General features: G+C 67.2%; 16 protein-coding genes and 1 pseudogene. 7 read left to right on the forward strand and 10 right to left on the reverse strand.

Going from position 1 to position 16,001, the window contains the following annotated elements:
• A pseudogene (locus AB4Y72_RS18400) lies at nucleotides 1-335 on the reverse strand (HNH endonuclease); the annotation flags it as partial.
• Between the two features lie 234 nt (nucleotides 336-569).
• Here AB4Y72_RS18400 and AB4Y72_RS18405 point away from each other — a divergent pair.
• Complete coding sequence (locus AB4Y72_RS18405) at nucleotides 570-1,079, forward strand: hypothetical protein (protein ID WP_441427614.1); 510 nt, start codon at nucleotides 570-572, stop codon at nucleotides 1,077-1,079.
• A gap of 43 nt (nucleotides 1,080-1,122) precedes the next feature.
• On the opposite strand, the gene AB4Y72_RS18410 is transcribed toward AB4Y72_RS18405, so the two are convergent.
• Nucleotides 1,123-2,637, reverse strand: coding sequence for an amidohydrolase (locus AB4Y72_RS18410; protein ID WP_441427581.1), 1,515 nt, complete (start codon nucleotides 2,635-2,637; stop codon nucleotides 1,123-1,125).
• A 319-nt stretch (nucleotides 2,638-2,956) separates the two neighbouring features.
• Between AB4Y72_RS18410 and AB4Y72_RS18415 the strand changes: the two genes are divergently transcribed.
• The 3 genes from AB4Y72_RS18415 (at nucleotide 2,957) to AB4Y72_RS18425 (ending at nucleotide 6,358) form a co-directional block, all read left to right on the forward strand.
• Nucleotides 2,957-3,286: a hypothetical protein gene (locus tag AB4Y72_RS18415; protein ID WP_441427582.1), complete on the forward strand. Its 330-nt coding sequence runs from the start codon at nucleotides 2,957-2,959 to the stop codon at nucleotides 3,284-3,286.
• Complete coding sequence (locus tag AB4Y72_RS18420; protein ID WP_441427583.1) at nucleotides 3,283-4,338, forward strand: zinc-dependent alcohol dehydrogenase family protein; 1,056 nt, start codon at nucleotides 3,283-3,285, stop codon at nucleotides 4,336-4,338. The genes AB4Y72_RS18415 and AB4Y72_RS18420 overlap by 4 nt, the downstream gene beginning before the upstream one ends.
• A gap of 154 nt (nucleotides 4,339-4,492) precedes the next feature.
• Entirely contained in the window at nucleotides 4,493-6,358 is a 1,866-nt protein-coding gene (locus tag AB4Y72_RS18425) for a DUF4389 domain-containing protein (RefSeq protein WP_441427584.1), read from the forward strand.
• A gap of 49 nt (nucleotides 6,359-6,407) precedes the next feature.
• Here the strand turns inward: AB4Y72_RS18425 and AB4Y72_RS18430 are convergent, their stop codons facing one another.
• The 3 genes from AB4Y72_RS18430 to AB4Y72_RS18440 form a co-directional block, all read right to left on the reverse strand.
• Nucleotides 6,408-7,358 carry a hypothetical protein gene (locus AB4Y72_RS18430; RefSeq protein ID WP_441427585.1) on the reverse strand — a complete coding sequence of 317 codons (951 nt, stop codon included), beginning with the start codon at nucleotides 7,356-7,358 and terminating at the stop codon, nucleotides 6,408-6,410.
• Nucleotides 7,355-7,837 carry a hypothetical protein gene (locus AB4Y72_RS18435; RefSeq protein ID WP_441427586.1) on the reverse strand — a complete coding sequence of 161 codons (483 nt, stop codon included), beginning with the start codon at nucleotides 7,835-7,837 and terminating at the stop codon, nucleotides 7,355-7,357. The genes AB4Y72_RS18430 and AB4Y72_RS18435 overlap by 4 nt, the downstream gene beginning before the upstream one ends.
• Nucleotides 7,838-7,949: 112 nt before the next feature.
• Nucleotides 7,950-8,387, reverse strand: a complete 438-nt coding sequence (locus tag AB4Y72_RS18440; protein ID WP_441427587.1) for a hypothetical protein — start codon at nucleotides 8,385-8,387, stop codon at nucleotides 7,950-7,952.
• A 352-nt stretch (nucleotides 8,388-8,739) separates the two neighbouring features.
• Between AB4Y72_RS18440 and AB4Y72_RS18445 the strand changes: the two genes are divergently transcribed.
• Both AB4Y72_RS18445 and AB4Y72_RS18450 read left to right on the forward strand, forming a co-directional pair.
• Nucleotides 8,740-9,519, forward strand: a complete 780-nt coding sequence (locus tag AB4Y72_RS18445; protein WP_441427588.1) for an SDR family NAD(P)-dependent oxidoreductase — start codon at nucleotides 8,740-8,742, stop codon at nucleotides 9,517-9,519.
• Nucleotides 9,520-9,607: 88 nt separating this feature from the next.
• The gene (locus tag AB4Y72_RS18450) at nucleotides 9,608-10,489 is read left to right on the forward strand and encodes a cytochrome c oxidase assembly protein (RefSeq protein WP_441427589.1); all 882 of its coding nucleotides are present in this window, start codon (nucleotides 9,608-9,610) and stop codon (nucleotides 10,487-10,489) included.
• On the opposite strand, the gene AB4Y72_RS18455 is transcribed toward AB4Y72_RS18450, so the two are convergent.
• The 4 genes from AB4Y72_RS18455 to AB4Y72_RS18470 all read right to left on the reverse strand — a co-directional run bounded on the left by AB4Y72_RS18455 (nucleotide 10,486) and on the right by AB4Y72_RS18470 (nucleotide 14,265).
• Nucleotides 10,486-11,637: a sulfite oxidase gene (locus AB4Y72_RS18455; RefSeq protein WP_441427590.1), complete on the reverse strand. Its 1,152-nt coding sequence runs from the start codon at nucleotides 11,635-11,637 to the stop codon at nucleotides 10,486-10,488. The two genes, AB4Y72_RS18450 and AB4Y72_RS18455, sit on opposite strands and share 4 nt — an antisense overlap.
• A gap of 118 nt (nucleotides 11,638-11,755) precedes the next feature.
• A complete protein-coding gene (locus tag AB4Y72_RS18460) occupies nucleotides 11,756-12,610 on the reverse strand; it encodes an SDR family oxidoreductase (protein ID WP_441427591.1) in 855 nt (284 codons plus the stop codon).
• A gap of 4 nt (nucleotides 12,611-12,614) precedes the next feature.
• Nucleotides 12,615-13,619 carry an aldo/keto reductase family protein gene (locus tag AB4Y72_RS18465; RefSeq protein WP_441427592.1) on the reverse strand — a complete coding sequence of 335 codons (1,005 nt, stop codon included), beginning with the start codon at nucleotides 13,617-13,619 and terminating at the stop codon, nucleotides 12,615-12,617.
• A 40-nt stretch (nucleotides 13,620-13,659) separates the two neighbouring features.
• Nucleotides 13,660-14,265 (reverse strand): hypothetical protein, encoded by a 606-nt coding sequence (locus AB4Y72_RS18470; RefSeq protein WP_441427593.1) that lies wholly within the window; start codon nucleotides 14,263-14,265, stop codon nucleotides 13,660-13,662.
• A 306-nt stretch (nucleotides 14,266-14,571) separates the two neighbouring features.
• On the opposite strand from AB4Y72_RS18470, the gene AB4Y72_RS18475 reads away from it, so the two are divergent.
• On the forward strand, nucleotides 14,572-14,994 hold the full coding sequence (locus tag AB4Y72_RS18475) for a YchJ family protein (RefSeq protein ID WP_441427615.1): 423 nt from the start codon (nucleotides 14,572-14,574) through the stop codon (nucleotides 14,992-14,994).
• Between the two features lie 53 nt (nucleotides 14,995-15,047).
• Here the strand turns inward: AB4Y72_RS18475 and AB4Y72_RS18480 are convergent, their stop codons facing one another.
• Nucleotides 15,048-15,992, reverse strand: a complete 945-nt coding sequence (locus tag AB4Y72_RS18480) for a hypothetical protein (protein ID WP_441427594.1) — start codon at nucleotides 15,990-15,992, stop codon at nucleotides 15,048-15,050.
• Nucleotides 15,993-16,001 lie beyond the last annotated feature (9 nt).

The raw sequence follows: 16,001 nt of genomic DNA on the forward strand, positions 1-16,001 counted from the left end.
TCGCGAACGATCAGCGTGGCCCGCCATTCGTTGAGGATCCCGGATTCCAGCGCCGCGAGGGTGTGCGGCATTTCGGTGATCAGGGCCTTGGCCAGGCCCAGCAGCCGACCGCCCTTGGCGGGGGATTCGCGCCGGGCGAGGGCGATCTGCGCGCCGACCCCGGCCCCGAGTTTCGCGGCGGGCATGCCGGCGGCGGCCTGCTCGCGGCGCTGCAGGAGGTCGAAAGCCACAGCGATCCGGGCCTGCCGGGCTGCGATGGCGGATTTCAGGTCCTCGAGGTCCCGGAGCTGGTCGATCAGCCCGGCACTGTCGGTCGCCGCGGGGACGGCGGTCACCAGCTCGACGGCCGCGGTGAAGGACCGGCCGTCGTGCCCGGTGGCGGGCCGTGGCGCGCAGTCGTGTCCTGCGCGCCTGAAGCCAGTCCCGCCGGGTGCTGCCGGAACCACGTGGGGCCCCTGATTGCCGTCCACAAATCCAGTGTGTCAGGCACCTCTGACAAGATAAGAGGCACCGAATTCGCGCGCCATTGAGCAGCGAAGGAATGCCCCGTGCCCCGACCCAAGGAACCCATGCCCATCAACGCACAGTCACTGAAACAGGACGGGTTCACCGGTTTCCGGCCGCTCCGGGACCTGGAGATCAACCGGATCCCCCAGAAGCCCGGGATTTTCGCGGTGTTGCGGCCGGAAGGTTACCGCCCGCAGTTCCTTGCCAGGAGCACGGCCGGCGTTTTCAAGAAGAAGGACCCCACACTGAAAGCGGAAGCGCTCGACGCCGAATGGGTCGACGGCGCCGACGTCCTCTTCGTGGGCAAGGCGGGCCCGGGGAGCAAAGGCAACCGCGGGCTCCGGCGGCAGATCCAGGAATTCGTCGATTTCGGCGAAGGCAAGCCGCCGGGCCACTGGGACGGCCGGTTGATCTGGCAGCTCGCGGCGCCCGAATGGCTGATCATTGCGTGGAAAGAACTTCCCGTTGAGCAACTCAACGCGGCCGAGGCCGGGTATCACGCTGCGTTCGTGGAAGAGCACGGCAGGCTGCCGTATGCCAACCTGGTCCAGGCCCGAGTTAAAGGCACCTAACAGGCTACGGCCTTACGCCAGCCAGACGCCGTCTTCACGCCGGCTATCCGCCGTCATACGTAAACCGTCCCGCCACCAGCGTGGCGGCCACCGGCATCGCGGCAAACTCGGCGTCGGAAACCGTCAGCGGGTCGCCGTCGAGCACTGCAAGATCTGCAGGATCCCCGACCCGTAGCCGGCCGCGGCCCCGGGCCGAGGCCCTCAAGGCCTCTTGCCGCGTCAGAGACTGCTCGGCATGCCACGGCCCGCGGCCGTCCTGCCGATCTCGGGTTGTGGCGGCGGACATGGCCGTCCACGGGTCCAGCGGAGCCACCGGGGCGTCGGAGCCCAGGGCCAGCGTCGCGCCGGCAGCCAGCAACGAACGAAGCGGGAAGGCCCGCTCCGTTCGGCCTGCCCAGTTCGCCTCCGCGGCGTCCCGGTCATCGAGCGCGTGCGCCGGCTGGACGCTCGCGGTCACGCCCAAACGGCCGAAGCGGACGAGATCTTCGCTCCGGACAAACTGGGCATGTTCCACCCGCCCGGCAATACCGGCCGCCTCGAAGGCGTCCAAGGCGACCTGATTGGCGGCGTCGCCAATGGCGTGAACCGCCGGGACGAACCCTGCCGTGTGCGCCCGGACAAGCAGGGCGAGCAGTTCCGTCCCGCGCACCGTCAGCAGGCCGTGGCCGCCGTCCGGATAAGGGTCAACGCAGAACGCGGTGCGGGTATTGAGCGAGCCGTCGATCAGCACCTTCAGCGGGCCCACGGTCAGGAGCCCGTCGCTGCCCGCCACTCCGATCCCCGTCCACAGCCCCTCGGCCACGGCCCGGTCCAGATCCTGCGGGTAGACCCCTGCCTCCACCCGCAGCGCGGCGAAGCCGTCGGAGATCCGCCGAAGCCAGACGTCGCGGTTCCATGTCATTTCGAAGTCCACGATCCCGACGACGCCCCGCGCGGCAGCAGCCTGCCCGGCCTGCTGCACCCACGGATCCACGACCCTGGCCGGCAGCCGGCCCAGTTCGCGTGTCACGACAAATGCGGGCTCTTCGCGGAGCAGCCCGTCCGCGGTCACCGGCACACCGTAGCGTCGGGCCGCCGCGGAGTTCAGCCAGACACAGTGAAGGTCGTGGCTGATCAATGCGGCCGGCCGGCCCTGCGTCACGCTGTCGAGGAGGTCCAGGCTGGGCACATCCGGCCAGACGGCGTCCCGGAAACCGGCTCCCACCAGCGTCGTGGCATCTTCCGGAGACGCGTTCCCGTCTACCCTCGCTGCGAGGCAGGCCCCGACGACGGCGGCAGCATCGCGCGCCGATCCGGCGCCGGAGAGATCAAGCCGGTTGGACGCCAGCGCCCACTGCGTCATGTGCACATGTTCATCCCATAGCCCTGGGATAACAAAGCGGCCGCCAAAATCCACCATCCGGGCGGCAGGCGACGAAACGCCCGGACTAGCACCGGTGGGCGTAATCGCTGCCACGGCCCCATCTCTTATATGCACATCGGAGCATGCATCGTCCCCGGGCTGCCGCACGGAAGTCAGCACGAGATCCGGCGTACCGGGTGGAAGCGGTTCAGACATAGGAAACAGGCTAGGCGCGGACCGGGCGAAGCACCTAAACGCTCGCAAGGGACTTTCGCCCCTTACCCCCGCAGCGCATGTCCCCCCAAGCTAAATATGGGGGCGGTTCCTGCACGGCCAGTTGGGGGCCACACGTTGGGGGAAGAACCGCTTCGAAGAATGCAGTACCGGTCTCGCGGCAAATTGGGGAAGGAAATGGCGCTTTGCACTTTCCGGCTTCAGCAGGAAAAGGCAGGAGACCACGGCCAAATGAACAACTACAGTCCGCCTACGGGATTGTCCGCCTCCCGTGAAACCGTTTGGGAGCTCTGACGGTTTCATGCATCACCATATTGGGGACCCCAAACTTAAAGTTCTGATTCGCCTTGACGCTGACGCCGAAACGGCGCGGATCGAGGTGCACGGCGTGGTGACGGTGGCTAACGTGCGGGCACTCTACGTTGTGTGCCGCCGGGTCACGAGCAAGCTTCCGGGATTCGAACTTGTGCTCGACCTCGCCCACGCCCGCGTTTCAGCCGCCGCCATCGATGAGCTGCGTGAGCGTGCCCGCGTCTCGCGGCTCTATTCGGGAATCGACGCCACCGAGACGCCGTGCCGGCTGCGCCTCGTAGACCCGCTAGTCATCCTCAAAACCAAGGAGCACGCATGAAAGCACTCGTCTATGGCGGTCCTGGCGAAAAATCCTGGACCGACGTCCCCGATCCCACCATCCAGAGTCCCAGCGACGTGATCGTCAAAGTGGACACCACCACCATTTGCGGCACCGATCTGCACATCCTCAAAGGCGATGTTCCGGCGGTGGCCAAGGGACGCATCCTGGGCCACGAGGGGGTCGGCACCATCACGGAGATCGGCGCGTCCGTGACCAGCCTCAAGGTCGGAGACCGCGTCATCATCTCCTGCATCAAGTCCTGCGGCCACTGCGTCAACTGCAAGACCGGGCTGTACTCCCACTGCATGGGGGACGAGGGCACCTCCGGCATCGGCTGGGTCTTCGGACACCTGATCGATGGCACCCAGGCCGAATTCGTACGCGTCCCGTACGCCGAGAACTCCTTGCACCTCCTGCCCGATGGCGTCAGCGACCAGCAGGCCGTCATGCTCTCGGACATCCTTCCCACCGGTTTTGAGATCGGCGTGCAGTACGGCCGGGTCAAGCCCGGCGATACGGTCGCCGTGATCGGCGCGGGTCCGGTGGGGCTGGCAGCGATCTCTACCGCCGGCCTCTACGGTGCCGCCACGATCATCGCCGTCGACCTTGACGCAAACCGTCTCGAGAAGTCCCGCGAATTCGGGGCCACCGATGTGGTCCTCTCCAGCGATGCGGACTGGAAGGAGCAGGTGATGCTCCTGACCGACGGCCAGGGCGTGGACGTGGCAATCGAGGCCGTCGGCGTTCCGGCGACGTTCAGCATGTGCACGGACATTGTGCGTCCCGGGGGCAACGTGGCCAACGTGGGCGTGCACGGCAAGGCCGTGGAGCTGCACGTCGAGGACCTCTGGATCCGCAACATCAACATCAGCATGGGACTGGTCAATACCAACACCACACCCATGCTGCTCAAGCTCGTGGCGCAGCAAAAAGTCCCCGCTGACAGTTTCGCCACCCACCACTTCACTTTTGACGAGTTCATGGAGGCCTACGACACCTTCGCCCGCGCCGCGGAAACCAAGGCCCTCAAAGTGGTGATCACGGCGTGAAAGCGTTCATCGTCCACGAACTGGCGTTCGGCAACACGAAGGGGCCAAGTCCCCGCTGACCCCGCCCTGGCAGTAGCGGGCGCCCCGGCGCCCCCACCCCCGGAAGTCCCGCCCAGCCGGGCGTGCCAACGGACCATCTGAAAGGACGGCGGCCATGAAAGCAGGCCGGATAGTCATGCTGGTGATCGGTGCGCTGTGCGCGCTAGTCGGCCTGGGGCTGTTGGCGGGCGCCGGGGTTGCGGGGTGGGCCAACTACCAGCAGCGGGACGGCAGGTACTTCACCACGCCGCAGGCGCCGTTCTCCGGCGATTCCTACGCACTCACCACTCCGCGGCTGAAGATGATGACCGGAGGCGGGCTGCCCGAGGGCACGCCCGCAGACATTGCGGGCAGCGTACTTGTCCGCGGGTCCACCATCGACCCCGCCAAGGAGATCTTCATCGGCATTGGCCCGCGGGCCGACGTCGCGGCGTATCTGGCCGGTGTACGGCACACGGAGATCGTTGACGTCAGGTTCGACCCCTTCCGCGCCTTGTACCGTGAAGTGTCCGGCACCCAAGCCCCGACTGTTCCGGCGCAGCAGAGCTTCTGGGCCGCAACTGCCGCCGGCCGGGGGGAGCAGGATCTGACGTGGGACCTGCGCTCCGGAGACTGGGCCGTGGTGGTCATGAATGCCGATGCGAGTGCCCCGGTGGCGGTGAACCTGCAGGCCGGGGCGCGCTCTGATCTGCTCGGGCCGGTCTTCATCGGCCTGTTGATCGGCGGCCTGGTCATGCTGCTGATCGGTGTGCCACTGATCGTCCTGGGCGCCGTAGGCCTGGGCCGCGCCACGGGACCCGGCCGCGGCGGCCCGGGCAGCGGTGTTCCTCCCGGCCACCTGCTACCCCAGCCCGGCCAGCCGTATCCGGTGGGCATGTACCAGTCCGGGGCCGCCATGGGGTCGCCCACCGGTGCAGCAGCGCCGGCGGGGGGTTACGCCGCCCCGCCGGGAACGCCGTATCCGGTGTCGCCGGGCGCTCCGGTACCGTACGTGTATCCCTCACGCCTCAGCGGTTATCTCGACCCGAACCTGTCCCGTTGGATGTGGCTCGTGAAGTGGTTCCTGGCCATCCCGCACTTCATTGTCCTGTTCTTCCTCTGGTTCGCTTTCGGCGTGGTCACTCTTGTGGCGTGGTTCGCGATCCTGTTCACGGGCCGGTACCCGCGCTCGCTGTTCAACTTCAATGTCGGTGTGATCCGCTGGAACTGGCGCGTGGCCTTTTACGCCTACAGCGCGATCGGCACGGATGTCTATCCGCCTTTCACTTTGGCCCGCACCGATTATCCGGCGGATTTCGACGTCGACTATCCCGAACGGCTCTCACGCGGCCTGGTGCTGGTGAAGTCGTGGCTGCTGGCGATTCCGCACCTGTTGATCGTTGGCCTGCTGACGGGGACTGCGAGGACGTGGGAGGTCCGTGACGGCCAGTGGGTGCAGGAAGGTGTGGGTATCTCGCTCCTGGGGTTGCTGGTCTTCATTGCCGGAGTGATCCTGTTGTTCACGGGGCAATACTGGCGGGGATTGTTCGACCTCCTGCTCGGCCTGAACCGCTGGATCTACCGCGTCATCGCGTACGTATCCCTGATGCGGGACGAGTACCCGCCGTTCCACCTCGATATGGGTCCCGCTGATCCGGGCGATCTGCCGGCACTCGCCTACGCCCGACCAGTCCCCGGACTTGGACCCGCAACAGGCCTCGCGCCCAGCCCCGCCGCCGGACCTCCCACCGCGGCACCGTATTCGCCGCCCGGGGGCGCCCCGCCCCAAGCCCCCGCCCCGGGCCCCGAAGCGCCCGGCGGCACACCGACCGGGCCAGCTGGCGGTGAGCCCGGCTTCTATGGCATCGGCGGCCCTGCGGCCTCCATCAACCACGAGGCGCCTGAAGCCGAGGGCGGCCCGGGCCGACGGGGTGGCGACGGCGGCCCGAACCCGGCGGCCGGCCGCGACGGAGCAGGCCCGGAAGAGCCGCTCGCAACCTAGCGTGGTGCCGGGCGGGTGAAGCAACCCGGGAACGCCGCCCCGGGTCCGGTCACGGGAGCCGGTTCAGGTCGAGCTGCTCTTCGGCGGCCAGGAGGAAAGCCCGCTCTCCCGGCGTCAGCGTCCCGCCGGACGCAAGCTCAGCGTCCCAGATCTCAACGATCATCCGGTGAAGCCGTTCCCGGACAGGGGCGGCCGGGTCACTTTCGAGGAGGCGGTGGTCGCCAACAAGGTGCAGGACCCGTTCCCTGATGGGTTCGACGCCGGCGAGGGTGTCGGACGCCCAGCGGGCCTGCTGCTTGAGGCGCGTATGGCCCGCCACAGCGGGCACCGTCAGGCCCGCCCCGCCCAGGATGAGGGTGAGCATCTCCATGACCCGGATGACGGCGTCCGAGGGCAACGGGACGGCCAGGAGCCCCGGGATCGGGACCGACAGTAGCCCGATCGTGAACTTGATCGCCACGAACAAGCCGAGGACACTGGCGGCGCCGACCATGGTGAAACCGACTTTGAAGGAGCGCCGCATCCGCGGGATGTATCTGAAGCAGGCCACGCCGACCCCGGCGCAGACCCAACCGATAAAGACGATCAGCACGGCGGAAAACAGGGCGGCGGGCAGGCGGTCATGGTAGAGCCCCCAGCTGTCGGTCGTCGTGGTGCGGCCAGTCAGGATGAAGAACATCAATTGCAGCGCCAGGGTGAGGATCAGCGGCAGGGAGCGCACCAGTGCCCGGCGCGTGTCGGCCGGCACGACCGCCTCAAGGACTGCGCGCCGGAGGTACCAGAGGCTGACGATCATCGAGGAATGCAAGGCGAGGTTCGCGAGATTGATACCGCCGATGCGGTGATCGATTGTGGCGTACACGTCCGGCGACATCAGCACCGAACCGGCACTGGCGAACAAGGCCGAAAGGAACACCGTGTCGCGGCGGTTCCGCATCAGCGCCGGGATCCGGGCCGCGGCAAGGATGAGAAGTACCGCAGCTGCCAGGAGCTGGATCATCCGAAAACCGATCCGAAGTTCCCAGGTTGGCCGCCCAAGCGGTCCTGGGAACTTCTAATTCGTGCGGCGAGACGGTCAGCCAGGAGCTCCGCGGCGACCTCGAACTCGTTGAGGAAGTCAGCCCGCTTGAGCGCTCTGACGACGCGCCCCGGATCGAGATCGGGGAAGAACGTGCCGGCGTATTCGGCGGACACGATTTCCTGCTCGTGGTGCAGGATCATGTGGGCGAACTCGTGGAGGACAATCTGCTGCCGGTGGATTTCCGAGGCCGCCCGGGCGTGCAGGATCAGGTCCATATGGTCCAGTCCGAACCACAACCCGCAGACCTTGTCCGTTGCCCCTTCGATGGGTTTGATGACGATCGTGCGGTTCCGCTGCCGTTCAAGGTGCCCCTGAATTGATGCAAGGGAGACCGGCTCGCTGAGGGACAGGCCTGCTTCTGCTTCCCGTGCCCGCGAGCGGGCGGCGTCGTAGTCCATGTACGGGGTCCTTGACTGTTGATAGAGCGTCAGCCTGGACCGCCACTTCCTGACGGCCAAACCTCGGCTGAAGCATATCAGCGCAGGTCAAAGCATGGTTGGTGGCATACGGTTAGGGCTGGTCCGGCTCCCCGCGGGAGAGTTGTTCGTCGATCAGGTCCCGGATTTGGAGCAGGGTTTCCGGGGAGAGCCCGTCCAGTTGGCGGGCGGCAAAGTTGCGCACCTTGTTGGCCCGCATGGAGGCGAGCAATTCCAGCTGGGCCTCCACCCGCGGCGGAAGCTCCTCGTCGCCGTCGATCAGATAGTTCTCGCTGACACCGAAGAATCTGGCCAGGTTCTGCAGGAGGACGACCTTCTTGACGGCCGGCCCGGTGCCCGACCGCATGTAGTGCCACCGTGCGCGCGAGAGCGGCGTACCGGCAGCGGCCATGGCGTCCCGGACGTCGGTAAAGGTGATTTTCCGGCCCTCGGCCTCGGCGGTGTCGAGGAGGATGTTCAGCTTGCGGGCGAGGGCTAGGCCTGGCGCGGAGGTCGTCTGGTCGCTGCTCACGGTGGCCTCTTTCGTCAATCGAATTTCATGCGATCCGGCTTGTCACGAGATGTCAGTTCGCCTGCAATTCTAACAGATTAGACATGTCTAATCTTTCCGGGTACGCTCAGGGCGAGAAATTGGACGTGTCCAATGTCTCGTCTGCGGGGGACGGCGGTGAGCCGCCCGATGCGTCGCGGTTCGGCCAGGAGTTGTGCATTGGGGGGACGCCTGGCCGGGTCCCGGCGTGGCCGCGAACCTGGCCCGCCGCCCAGCCGCGTCGATCCGCGGGCCCCGGTCCTCTTGCCACCGGCCGCAATGCAAGAACATAGTTGAGGGAATTCACGAACCCCGCGGCACGAGGCAGGCGACCATGCTGAACAACGGTCTTCCGGAAAACGGCTTGCTGGACGGCAAGACCGCCCTGATCTACGGCGGCGGCGGGGCGGTCGGCGGAGCCGTGGCGAGGGCCTTCGCGGCCGAAGGCGCCACGGTCCACATCGCCGGAAGGACCGAAGCGCGGCTGGAGAAAGTGGCCAGCGATATTCGCGAAGCCGGCGGCGCAGTCGAAACCGCCGTCGTCGATGCCTTGGATGAAGAGCAAGTGGACGCCTTCGTGAACCGGGTGGCGAAGAAGAGCAAAAGAATTGACATCTCTTTCAACGTGATCTCGTTCGGCGACGTCCAGCAGCCGCTCATGGAAATTGACGTGGATGACTTCACCCGGCCCATCACCCTTGCCGCACGTACTCACTTTCTCACCACCCGCGCGGCGGCCGCGCACATGGTCAAGCAGCGCTCCGGCGTCGTGCTCATGTTCGGCGGCTCGGGACCGCAGACCACCCACGGCCTGGGCGGGTTCAAGGTGGCGCTGGACGCGATGGAAGGCCTGCGCCGGCAATGGGCCCTCGAGCTGGGCAAACACGGGATCCGGGTGGTCACCATGGTCACCGGCGGCATCATCGAAACCATCCCTTGGCAGGCCGAAAGCCGGGAGGAGATCGTGGTGGAGATCGCCAGAACCGCCCACCTGAACCGCACGGCCACCCTGACGGACGTCGGGAACGTGGCCTCGTTCATCGTCTCGGACAAGGCGGCGGCCATTACCGACGCGACGGTCAATATCTCCGCCGGCGCGATCGTGGACTACTGAGGCTGCTCCGGCCAACACCTCGGCTGCCACAGGCCGGCACAACGCCCGGGCCCGGCGTCTTCCAAGGAAAGGCGGCTAACATGGGCCCGTGCCGCCCCTTGATGTACTTCTCACCGCCTGGCAGATCGACTGGGCTGCCGCCGTCCTGATCAGCGGGTCGGCGGTGTTGTATGCCCTCGGCCTGAGGGCCGCGACGGCCCGCGGCCACCGCCCGGCCGTGTGGCGGACGCTGGCGTTTTACCTCTTGGGCCTGGGATCCCTGACCGTGCTGACCTGCGGGTTCCCCGGCGTCTACAGTGCCCAGCTCCGGTGGGCGTTCACGCTCAAGATTTCCCTGTTGCTCTTCGTGGTGCCGCTGCTGATCGGTTTGGGAAAGCCGATCTCCCTGGCCCGCGCGGCTCTCGCGCCGCGGGGCGTCGACCGGCTGAACAGGGCGCTCGGGCACCGGGCCGTTCGGCTGGTAGGCAATTCCATGGCCGCCCCGCTCCTTGGCCTCGCGCTCTTCTCGACCTTCCTCACCCCGGCGTTCTACACCCTCCGCACGGCCCCGGCGGCAGAGGCGCTGCTGACATTTGGTGTGCCGTTGCTCGGCATGCTGATGGCGCTGCCGATCATCGAGGAGGCAGATTTCCGCCGCAGCAGCGCGTTCTTCACCTTGGAATTCGTGTTCGTTTTCATCGAGCTGCTGGTCGACGCCGTGCCGGGGATCCTGCTGCGGCTCAACGGCCAGGTGCTCGATCACGTCACGAGAGCGCCGTCCGCGCTTGGCTGGTTTCCCGACGCCCTGCGCGACCAGCAACTGGCGGGGGATGTCTTGTGGTTTATCTGCGAAATTGTCGATCTGCCGCTGATCATCCTGATGTTCATCCGGTTCTCCCGCAGCGACAAACGCGAGGCGAGCGGATTCGATGACCTCACGGATGAGGAGCTCGACGAACTCAATGCGGAGCACCTGCGGCGCGGCCGTTAGGTCCCTGCGCCCGGCAGCTCCACGCTGACCTTGATCCGCTGGACCACGTTGTTGCCCATGCCCTGGTAGTTCCACACCTGTTCCAGCGGCTGCACCGCGCCGCTGGAATCGGTGGCACGGCAGGTGAGCTCGTGGTCGCCGGGATCGGCCACCCACGGTATCGACCACGCGGACCACGCGAACGGCGCGGCCGGGTGCTCCAGGTGGGCCGGGGCCCACTTGCCGTCGATCCCGACGTCGACGCGCACCACGGCGCCCTGCCCTGACCAGGCCCGGCCCGCCAGCATCACCGGTCCCGGGGGCACAACCCGGCTCCGGGTGAAGAAGTCCGGAACCCCCGGAGGAACCATCAGCGAGCGGATCTTCATCCACGTGACCGGGGCGCCGGGGTCTTCCGCGTCCTGCTGGTAGCGGTAGGCCACGGCCTGCTGATAGCCCTTATAGGGTTTGCTCAGGACCTTGATGGAGGACAGCCACTTCACGCTCGCCATGCCGTACCAGCCCGGTACCACCAGCCGGAGCGGGTAGCCGTGCTGCGGCGGCAGGTCTGCGCCGTTCATCCGGTAGGCCAGCACGACGTCGGGCCGCAGGGCCTCGCTGATCGGCAGGCTTCGGGCGAACTGCTGGGCGACGCCGCCCTGGATGCCGGCGTCGGCCCCGCTGAAGAGCACCTCCACGGCGTCGTCCTCCACCCCGGCCTGGGTCAGCAGGTAGGCGAGGGGGACACCGGTCCACACGGCCGTGCCCACCCCTTCCAGCATCCACGGCTGGCTCAGCGGGCGGGGCCGCAGCAGCGACCTGCCGTTGCCGGCGCATTCCAGCGTGACCGGGATGGTGATGCTCGGTGCCCGAAGCAGGGCCCGCAGGCTCAGCTCCAGGGACCGCTGTACGGCGCCGCCGATCTGCAGATGCCAATGTTCGGCGTCGATGAACGGGATGTCGAAGTGGGTGAGCACGTAGTGCAGCCCGGCCGGCGTGGTGTCTTTCCGCAGGGCCTCGAGCGGCATGGAATGGTTCCGCACGGCGAGCTGGAGCTCTTCCCCGGTCAGCGGGCCGTGGCTCGGATCGCCGGGATTTGGGCCGGCCTTCCCGGCCTGCCGGCGCGGACTCTTCAGGACAGAGGAGTGTCGGGACATTTGCTTTGGCATGGCGCGCCGCAATTCTGCTGAAGGACTGGCCCGGTTTTGGCCGGTGCCACCTGCATTCAGGTCTACGCCGCAGCCCGGAGGCCGTCAATACTGGGTTCTGTGAGTCCAGTGCCGCGCCCTAGAGCGTGTGCGACTCCGCCAGGAACTGCTCAAGGCTCAGCGGCTCCCGGCCCGTCAGCTCATGCACCGCGGACGTCGGGCCGGCCAGTTCGCCGGCCGCTATGGCGGTGTAGGTGCTCACCCACGCGTCCACCTGCCAGGGCGGCGCTCCGTAGGAAGCGCGGGAGGCGTAGGCCTCCGCCAGGGTCTCGTTGTGGAAGGTTATGGTCCTGCCGGTTCCGGCGGTCAGGAGTTCCGCGCCGCGAGCCAGGGAGATGTCTTCCGGGCCCGTCAGATCGTAGGTCTGACCCTCATGCAGGGCGGGGCTGCGCAGTACGGTGACGGCTGAGCGGGCAATGTCCGCGCGTGCGACGGCCGCCATTACGCCGTCTCCGGCGGGGCCGCGGATGACGCCGTCCTCGCCGGCCAGCAGCGGCAGGAAGTCCAAGTAGAAGTTGTCCCGCAGAAAGGTGTAGGCCATGCCCGAGGCCTTGATCCGTTCCTCCGTGGCGAAGTGGTCCCGGCCAAGGGTGAACGTGCAGTCCGGCGCCGCACCGAAAAACGAGGTGTACACAACATGCTGGACGCCCGCCGCCGCAGCTGCGTCGACGAAGGTGTAGTGCTGCTGCAGCCGGTCCTCCGCCTCGGCCGCGGACACCATGAACAGAGTTTTCGCGCCGGCCAGCGACGCCTTGGCCCGCTCGGCGTCGGCGTAGGTGGTCACGAAGGGGATGGCGCCCTCGAGCTCCGGCGCCCGGGCGGCGTCCCGCACCAGCAGGCGTTGCTCGCTGCCGGCCTGGGCCAGCAGCCCGGCCACCATGCCGCCCAGGTGGCCGGTGGATCCGGTGACGGCGAGTTCTGGCGCGTCGGACACGGGCCTACGCCTCGCGGGAGGCGGGGGACTTGGTCTGCGCGGGGTCGCGTTCGGCCAGCGACCCGACGGCGGCATCGATCTTCTCCATGATTGCCGGATCCAGCTTCACGCCTGCGGCTGCCACGTTCTTCTCGATCTGCTCCGGCCGGGAAGCTCCCATGATGGCCGAGGCCACATTCTTGTTCTGCAGCACCCAGGCGATGCTGAGCTGGGCCATGGTCAACCCGGCCTCTGCCGCGACCGGCTTGAGCTGTTGGACGCCGGTGAGGACGTCGTTGGACATCCAGCGCTCGATCATCCGCGAGCCGCCCTTCGTGTCCGTAGCGCGGCTGCCTTCGGGTGCCGGTTTTCCGGGGTGGTACTTGCCGCTCAGCACGCCCTGCGCCATGGGGGACCAGACGATCTGGGACAGGCCCAGCTCTTCCGACGTCGGAATCACCTCGGCTTCGATCACCCGCCACAGCATGGAGTACTGCGGCTGGTTGGAGATCAGCTGGAAGCCCAGTTCCTTGGCGAGGTGGTGGCCGTCGCGGATCTGGTTGGCCGTCCACTCGCTGACCCCGATGTACAGGGCCTTGCCCTGCCGCACAACGTCCGCGAACGCCTGCATGGTCTCTTCCAGCGGTGTCTCGTAGTCGTAGCGGTGGGCCTGGTAGAGGTCCACGTAGTCGGTTTGCAGCCGCTTCAGGGAACCGTTGATGGACTCCATGATGTGCTTGCGGGACAGGCCCAGATCGTTGTGGCCCTTGGGGCCGGTGGGGCCGAAGACCTTGGTGAAGATTTCCAGCGACTCCCGGCGCTCGTCCTTGAGGGCTTCGCCAAGAACCGTCTCCGCCACGGTGTTGGCGTAGACGTCGGCGGTGTCGAAGGTGCTGATACCGGCGTCGAGCGCGGCCCGGACGCATTGGGTGGCGACGTCGTTCGCCACCTGGGAGCCATGGGTCAGCCAGTTGCCGAACGTGATTTCTGAAATCTTGAAGCCGCTGTTCCCGAGGTATCTGAATTCCATGGGTTCCAACGTAGCGGACTTGCCCGCCCGGGGTAAGGGCTCAGCCGGCTTTGCGGTCGTGGGTCGGCTGGTTGACCTTCGCGGCCTGGAGGCCGCCGTGCAGCGATACCAGCGAGCCGGTGTCCAGCAGGGACTTCGCTGCGGGCATGGCGGGCTTTTTGAATGCCCGCGGGACGGCGCCGCTTGATTCAGCCGCTTCAGTGGCCGAGGCCACGAGGGCCGAGACTTCCGTGATGTCCCGCGCCGGCGCCTTGGGGCTCGGCAGGTTCCGGACGGACACCTGGAAGGCCGGCCCGGCTTCGGCCCTCGCCCTTGCAATGGCGCGGGCATCTGCCCGGGCTACGGCGGCGGCCCACTCCGGCGAAAGTGCGGGTTCCTTTTTGCCGGGATTCCTTGCGGGGCGGCGCGGTTTTGCCGTCTTCGCAGTCTTCACGGGCTTCGCAGTCTTTGCTGTCTTTGCAGTCACGGCGGGGCGCCCGCTGAAGACCCTTGCGAGGGCGACGACGATAACGACTGCCAGCCGGCCGATCCCGGCAATCACCAAGGTCACGGCGAACACGATGAAGAGACCGAGGAACATGATGAAGGCGACGCCGAGGGTCCCGAAAAAGGTCAGATGGAGCGCAATGGTCGTTGGATCCTCCATGTCACCTCTCCTTGCCGGCCTGCTGCAGCGTGGTCCCTGCCGCAAGCACGTGGCCGGCAGGAGCCCCCTTAACAATACGTACTTTTCGGCCGACCCCGTGCCGCCCCGCGCGGTCCGGAAGGAGATCCGGCGAAGATGTGACAAAGATGTGTCGAAGCCGTTGTCCACGAGCGGTTCGAGGCACCGCGGACCGGGCGTCTATAGTCAAAGACAGCCCCGCCGGTACCGTCCGGCCCGCCGGAAGGACACCGTGTGACGCACGCAGCAGCAGCCGATTCCGCGCCCGATTCCGCACCCGACGGCGTGCTGCCAGCGGACCCCGCCGTGGGTGCGCCCGCCGGGGCGTATCTGGGGAACTGCCCGTGTCTGTCCGGCGAGCAATACGTCCTGTGTTGCGGCCGGTTCCATCGAGGCGACGCCGAGGCGCCGACAGCGGAGCAGCTCATGCGCTCCCGGTACAGCGCCTTCGTGGTCGGGGCCGCGGGCTACCTGCTGCGGACCTGGCACCCGGACACGCGTCCCGGGGAACTCGAACTGGACCCCGGCTTGCAGTGGCGCCGCCTGGATATCATTTCCACTGTCCGGGGCGGTCCGCTGGATAGCGAAGGAGTGGTGGAATTCGCGGCGCACTACCGGCACGACGGCGAACGCGGCGTGCAACGCGAAACCAGCCGCTTTGTGCGCAAAGACCGCCGCTGGTACTACCTCGACGCCGTCGTCTCCGGCTGACCCGCCCAGCCAACGGTTGCGGGGTCGGGAGTCCCGGGTTTAAGTGTTCTGGCTCAGGAGTTCTCGACTGACGAGTGACCGACCGGACGCTCCTCGGCCACCGGCGCCGGGGCGAAGCCCGCCCGGTCCACCCTGCGGTGGAAACGCATGCCCGCAAGGCCGCCGAGTACCGCGCCCACCAGCGCCACCACGGCCACGACGATCGCGGCGATGATGCTCATGGTGTTCAACTGGCCCTCGTTGACCGGGATGCGGGGGAAGCTGTTCAAGCTCGCGAGGATGTTGAACCGCTGCCCGGCGACCATGCCCAGCACGGCAACCACGATCGCGGCGATCAGGGCCCAGACCCAGACCATGAACCCCTGCCTGGCGCCGTTGAAGCGGGCCATCCGGCCCGCAACGTACCCGCCGCAGTAGTAGGCGACCAGGAGGATCACGAGCAACACGATGATGCTGGCCAGCCCGACGGTCTGGTTATTTGAAGCCTGGTTTACGGCGTCGTTGACATCGGTGTTGGTGGCCAGTCCGACGGCGGTACCGCCGGCGGCCACCAGCGCGGTGAGCAATACGGCAGTGCCTGTGGCAGTTAGCCAGCCGAAGAATGCTGAGCCGACCTTGATGCCGCCGAACTGTTCCTTCTCCCGGGCCACGACGGTTTCGCGGGTGGGAGTCTCGGCCGCAACGGGATCGACGGCAGTATCGCGGACGGCAGTGTCGCGGACGGGCGTGCGGCCGGATTCCTCGTGTGTACGGACTGCCGTCACCGGTGTGGTGGACACCGGCGTTGTGGACGCGGGTGTCTTTGCCACCGGTGTGGTGGACACCGGCGTTGTGGACGCGGGTGTCTTTGTCACCGGTGTGGTGGACGCAGGCGTTGTGGACACCGGTGTGGTGGTGTCCTGGCGTGCGTCGTATATGCGGGCGTCCCGCGTGGCGGAGCCGGCCTCCGGCGCGGCATGGCGGGGCGTCGTGTCGTCGGGGCCTGCGGTGCTGCTCATGGGGACTGC

The sequence above is a fragment of the Arthrobacter sp. YAF34 genome, from assembly GCF_052113245.1.
GTDB lineage: Bacteria > Actinomycetota > Actinomycetes > Actinomycetales > Micrococcaceae > Arthrobacter.

Bases quoted from the DNA above. Each gene is read 5' to 3' on its own strand.
- AB4Y72_RS18435 (WP_441427586.1), bottom strand. From the start codon at position 7,837: ATGGACTACGACGCCGCCCGCTCGCGGGCACGGGAAGCAGAAGCAGGC.
- AB4Y72_RS18465 (WP_441427592.1), bottom strand. From the start codon at position 13,619: ATGGAATTCAGATACCTCGGGAACAGCGGCTTCAAGATTTCAGAAATC.
- AB4Y72_RS18430 (WP_441427585.1), bottom strand. From the start codon at position 7,358: ATGATCCAGCTCCTGGCAGCTGCGGTACTTCTCATCCTTGCCGCGGCC.
- AB4Y72_RS18415 (WP_441427582.1), top strand. From the start codon at position 2,957: ATGCATCACCATATTGGGGACCCCAAACTTAAAGTTCTGATTCGCCTT.
- AB4Y72_RS18425 (WP_441427584.1), top strand. From the start codon at position 4,493: ATGAAAGCAGGCCGGATAGTCATGCTGGTGATCGGTGCGCTGTGCGCG.
- AB4Y72_RS18480 (WP_441427594.1), bottom strand. From the start codon at position 15,992: ATGAGCAGCACCGCAGGCCCCGACGACACGACGCCCCGCCATGCCGCG.
- AB4Y72_RS18410 (WP_441427581.1), bottom strand. From the start codon at position 2,637: ATGTCTGAACCGCTTCCACCCGGTACGCCGGATCTCGTGCTGACTTCC.
- AB4Y72_RS18455 (WP_441427590.1), bottom strand. From the start codon at position 11,637: ATGCCAAAGCAAATGTCCCGACACTCCTCTGTCCTGAAGAGTCCGCGC.
- AB4Y72_RS18470 (WP_441427593.1), bottom strand. From the start codon at position 14,265: ATGGAGGATCCAACGACCATTGCGCTCCATCTGACCTTTTTCGGGACC.
- AB4Y72_RS18420 (WP_441427583.1), top strand. From the start codon at position 3,283: ATGAAAGCACTCGTCTATGGCGGTCCTGGCGAAAAATCCTGGACCGAC.
- AB4Y72_RS18405 (WP_441427614.1), top strand. From the start codon at position 570: ATGCCCATCAACGCACAGTCACTGAAACAGGACGGGTTCACCGGTTTC.
- AB4Y72_RS18445 (WP_441427588.1), top strand. From the start codon at position 8,740: ATGCTGAACAACGGTCTTCCGGAAAACGGCTTGCTGGACGGCAAGACC.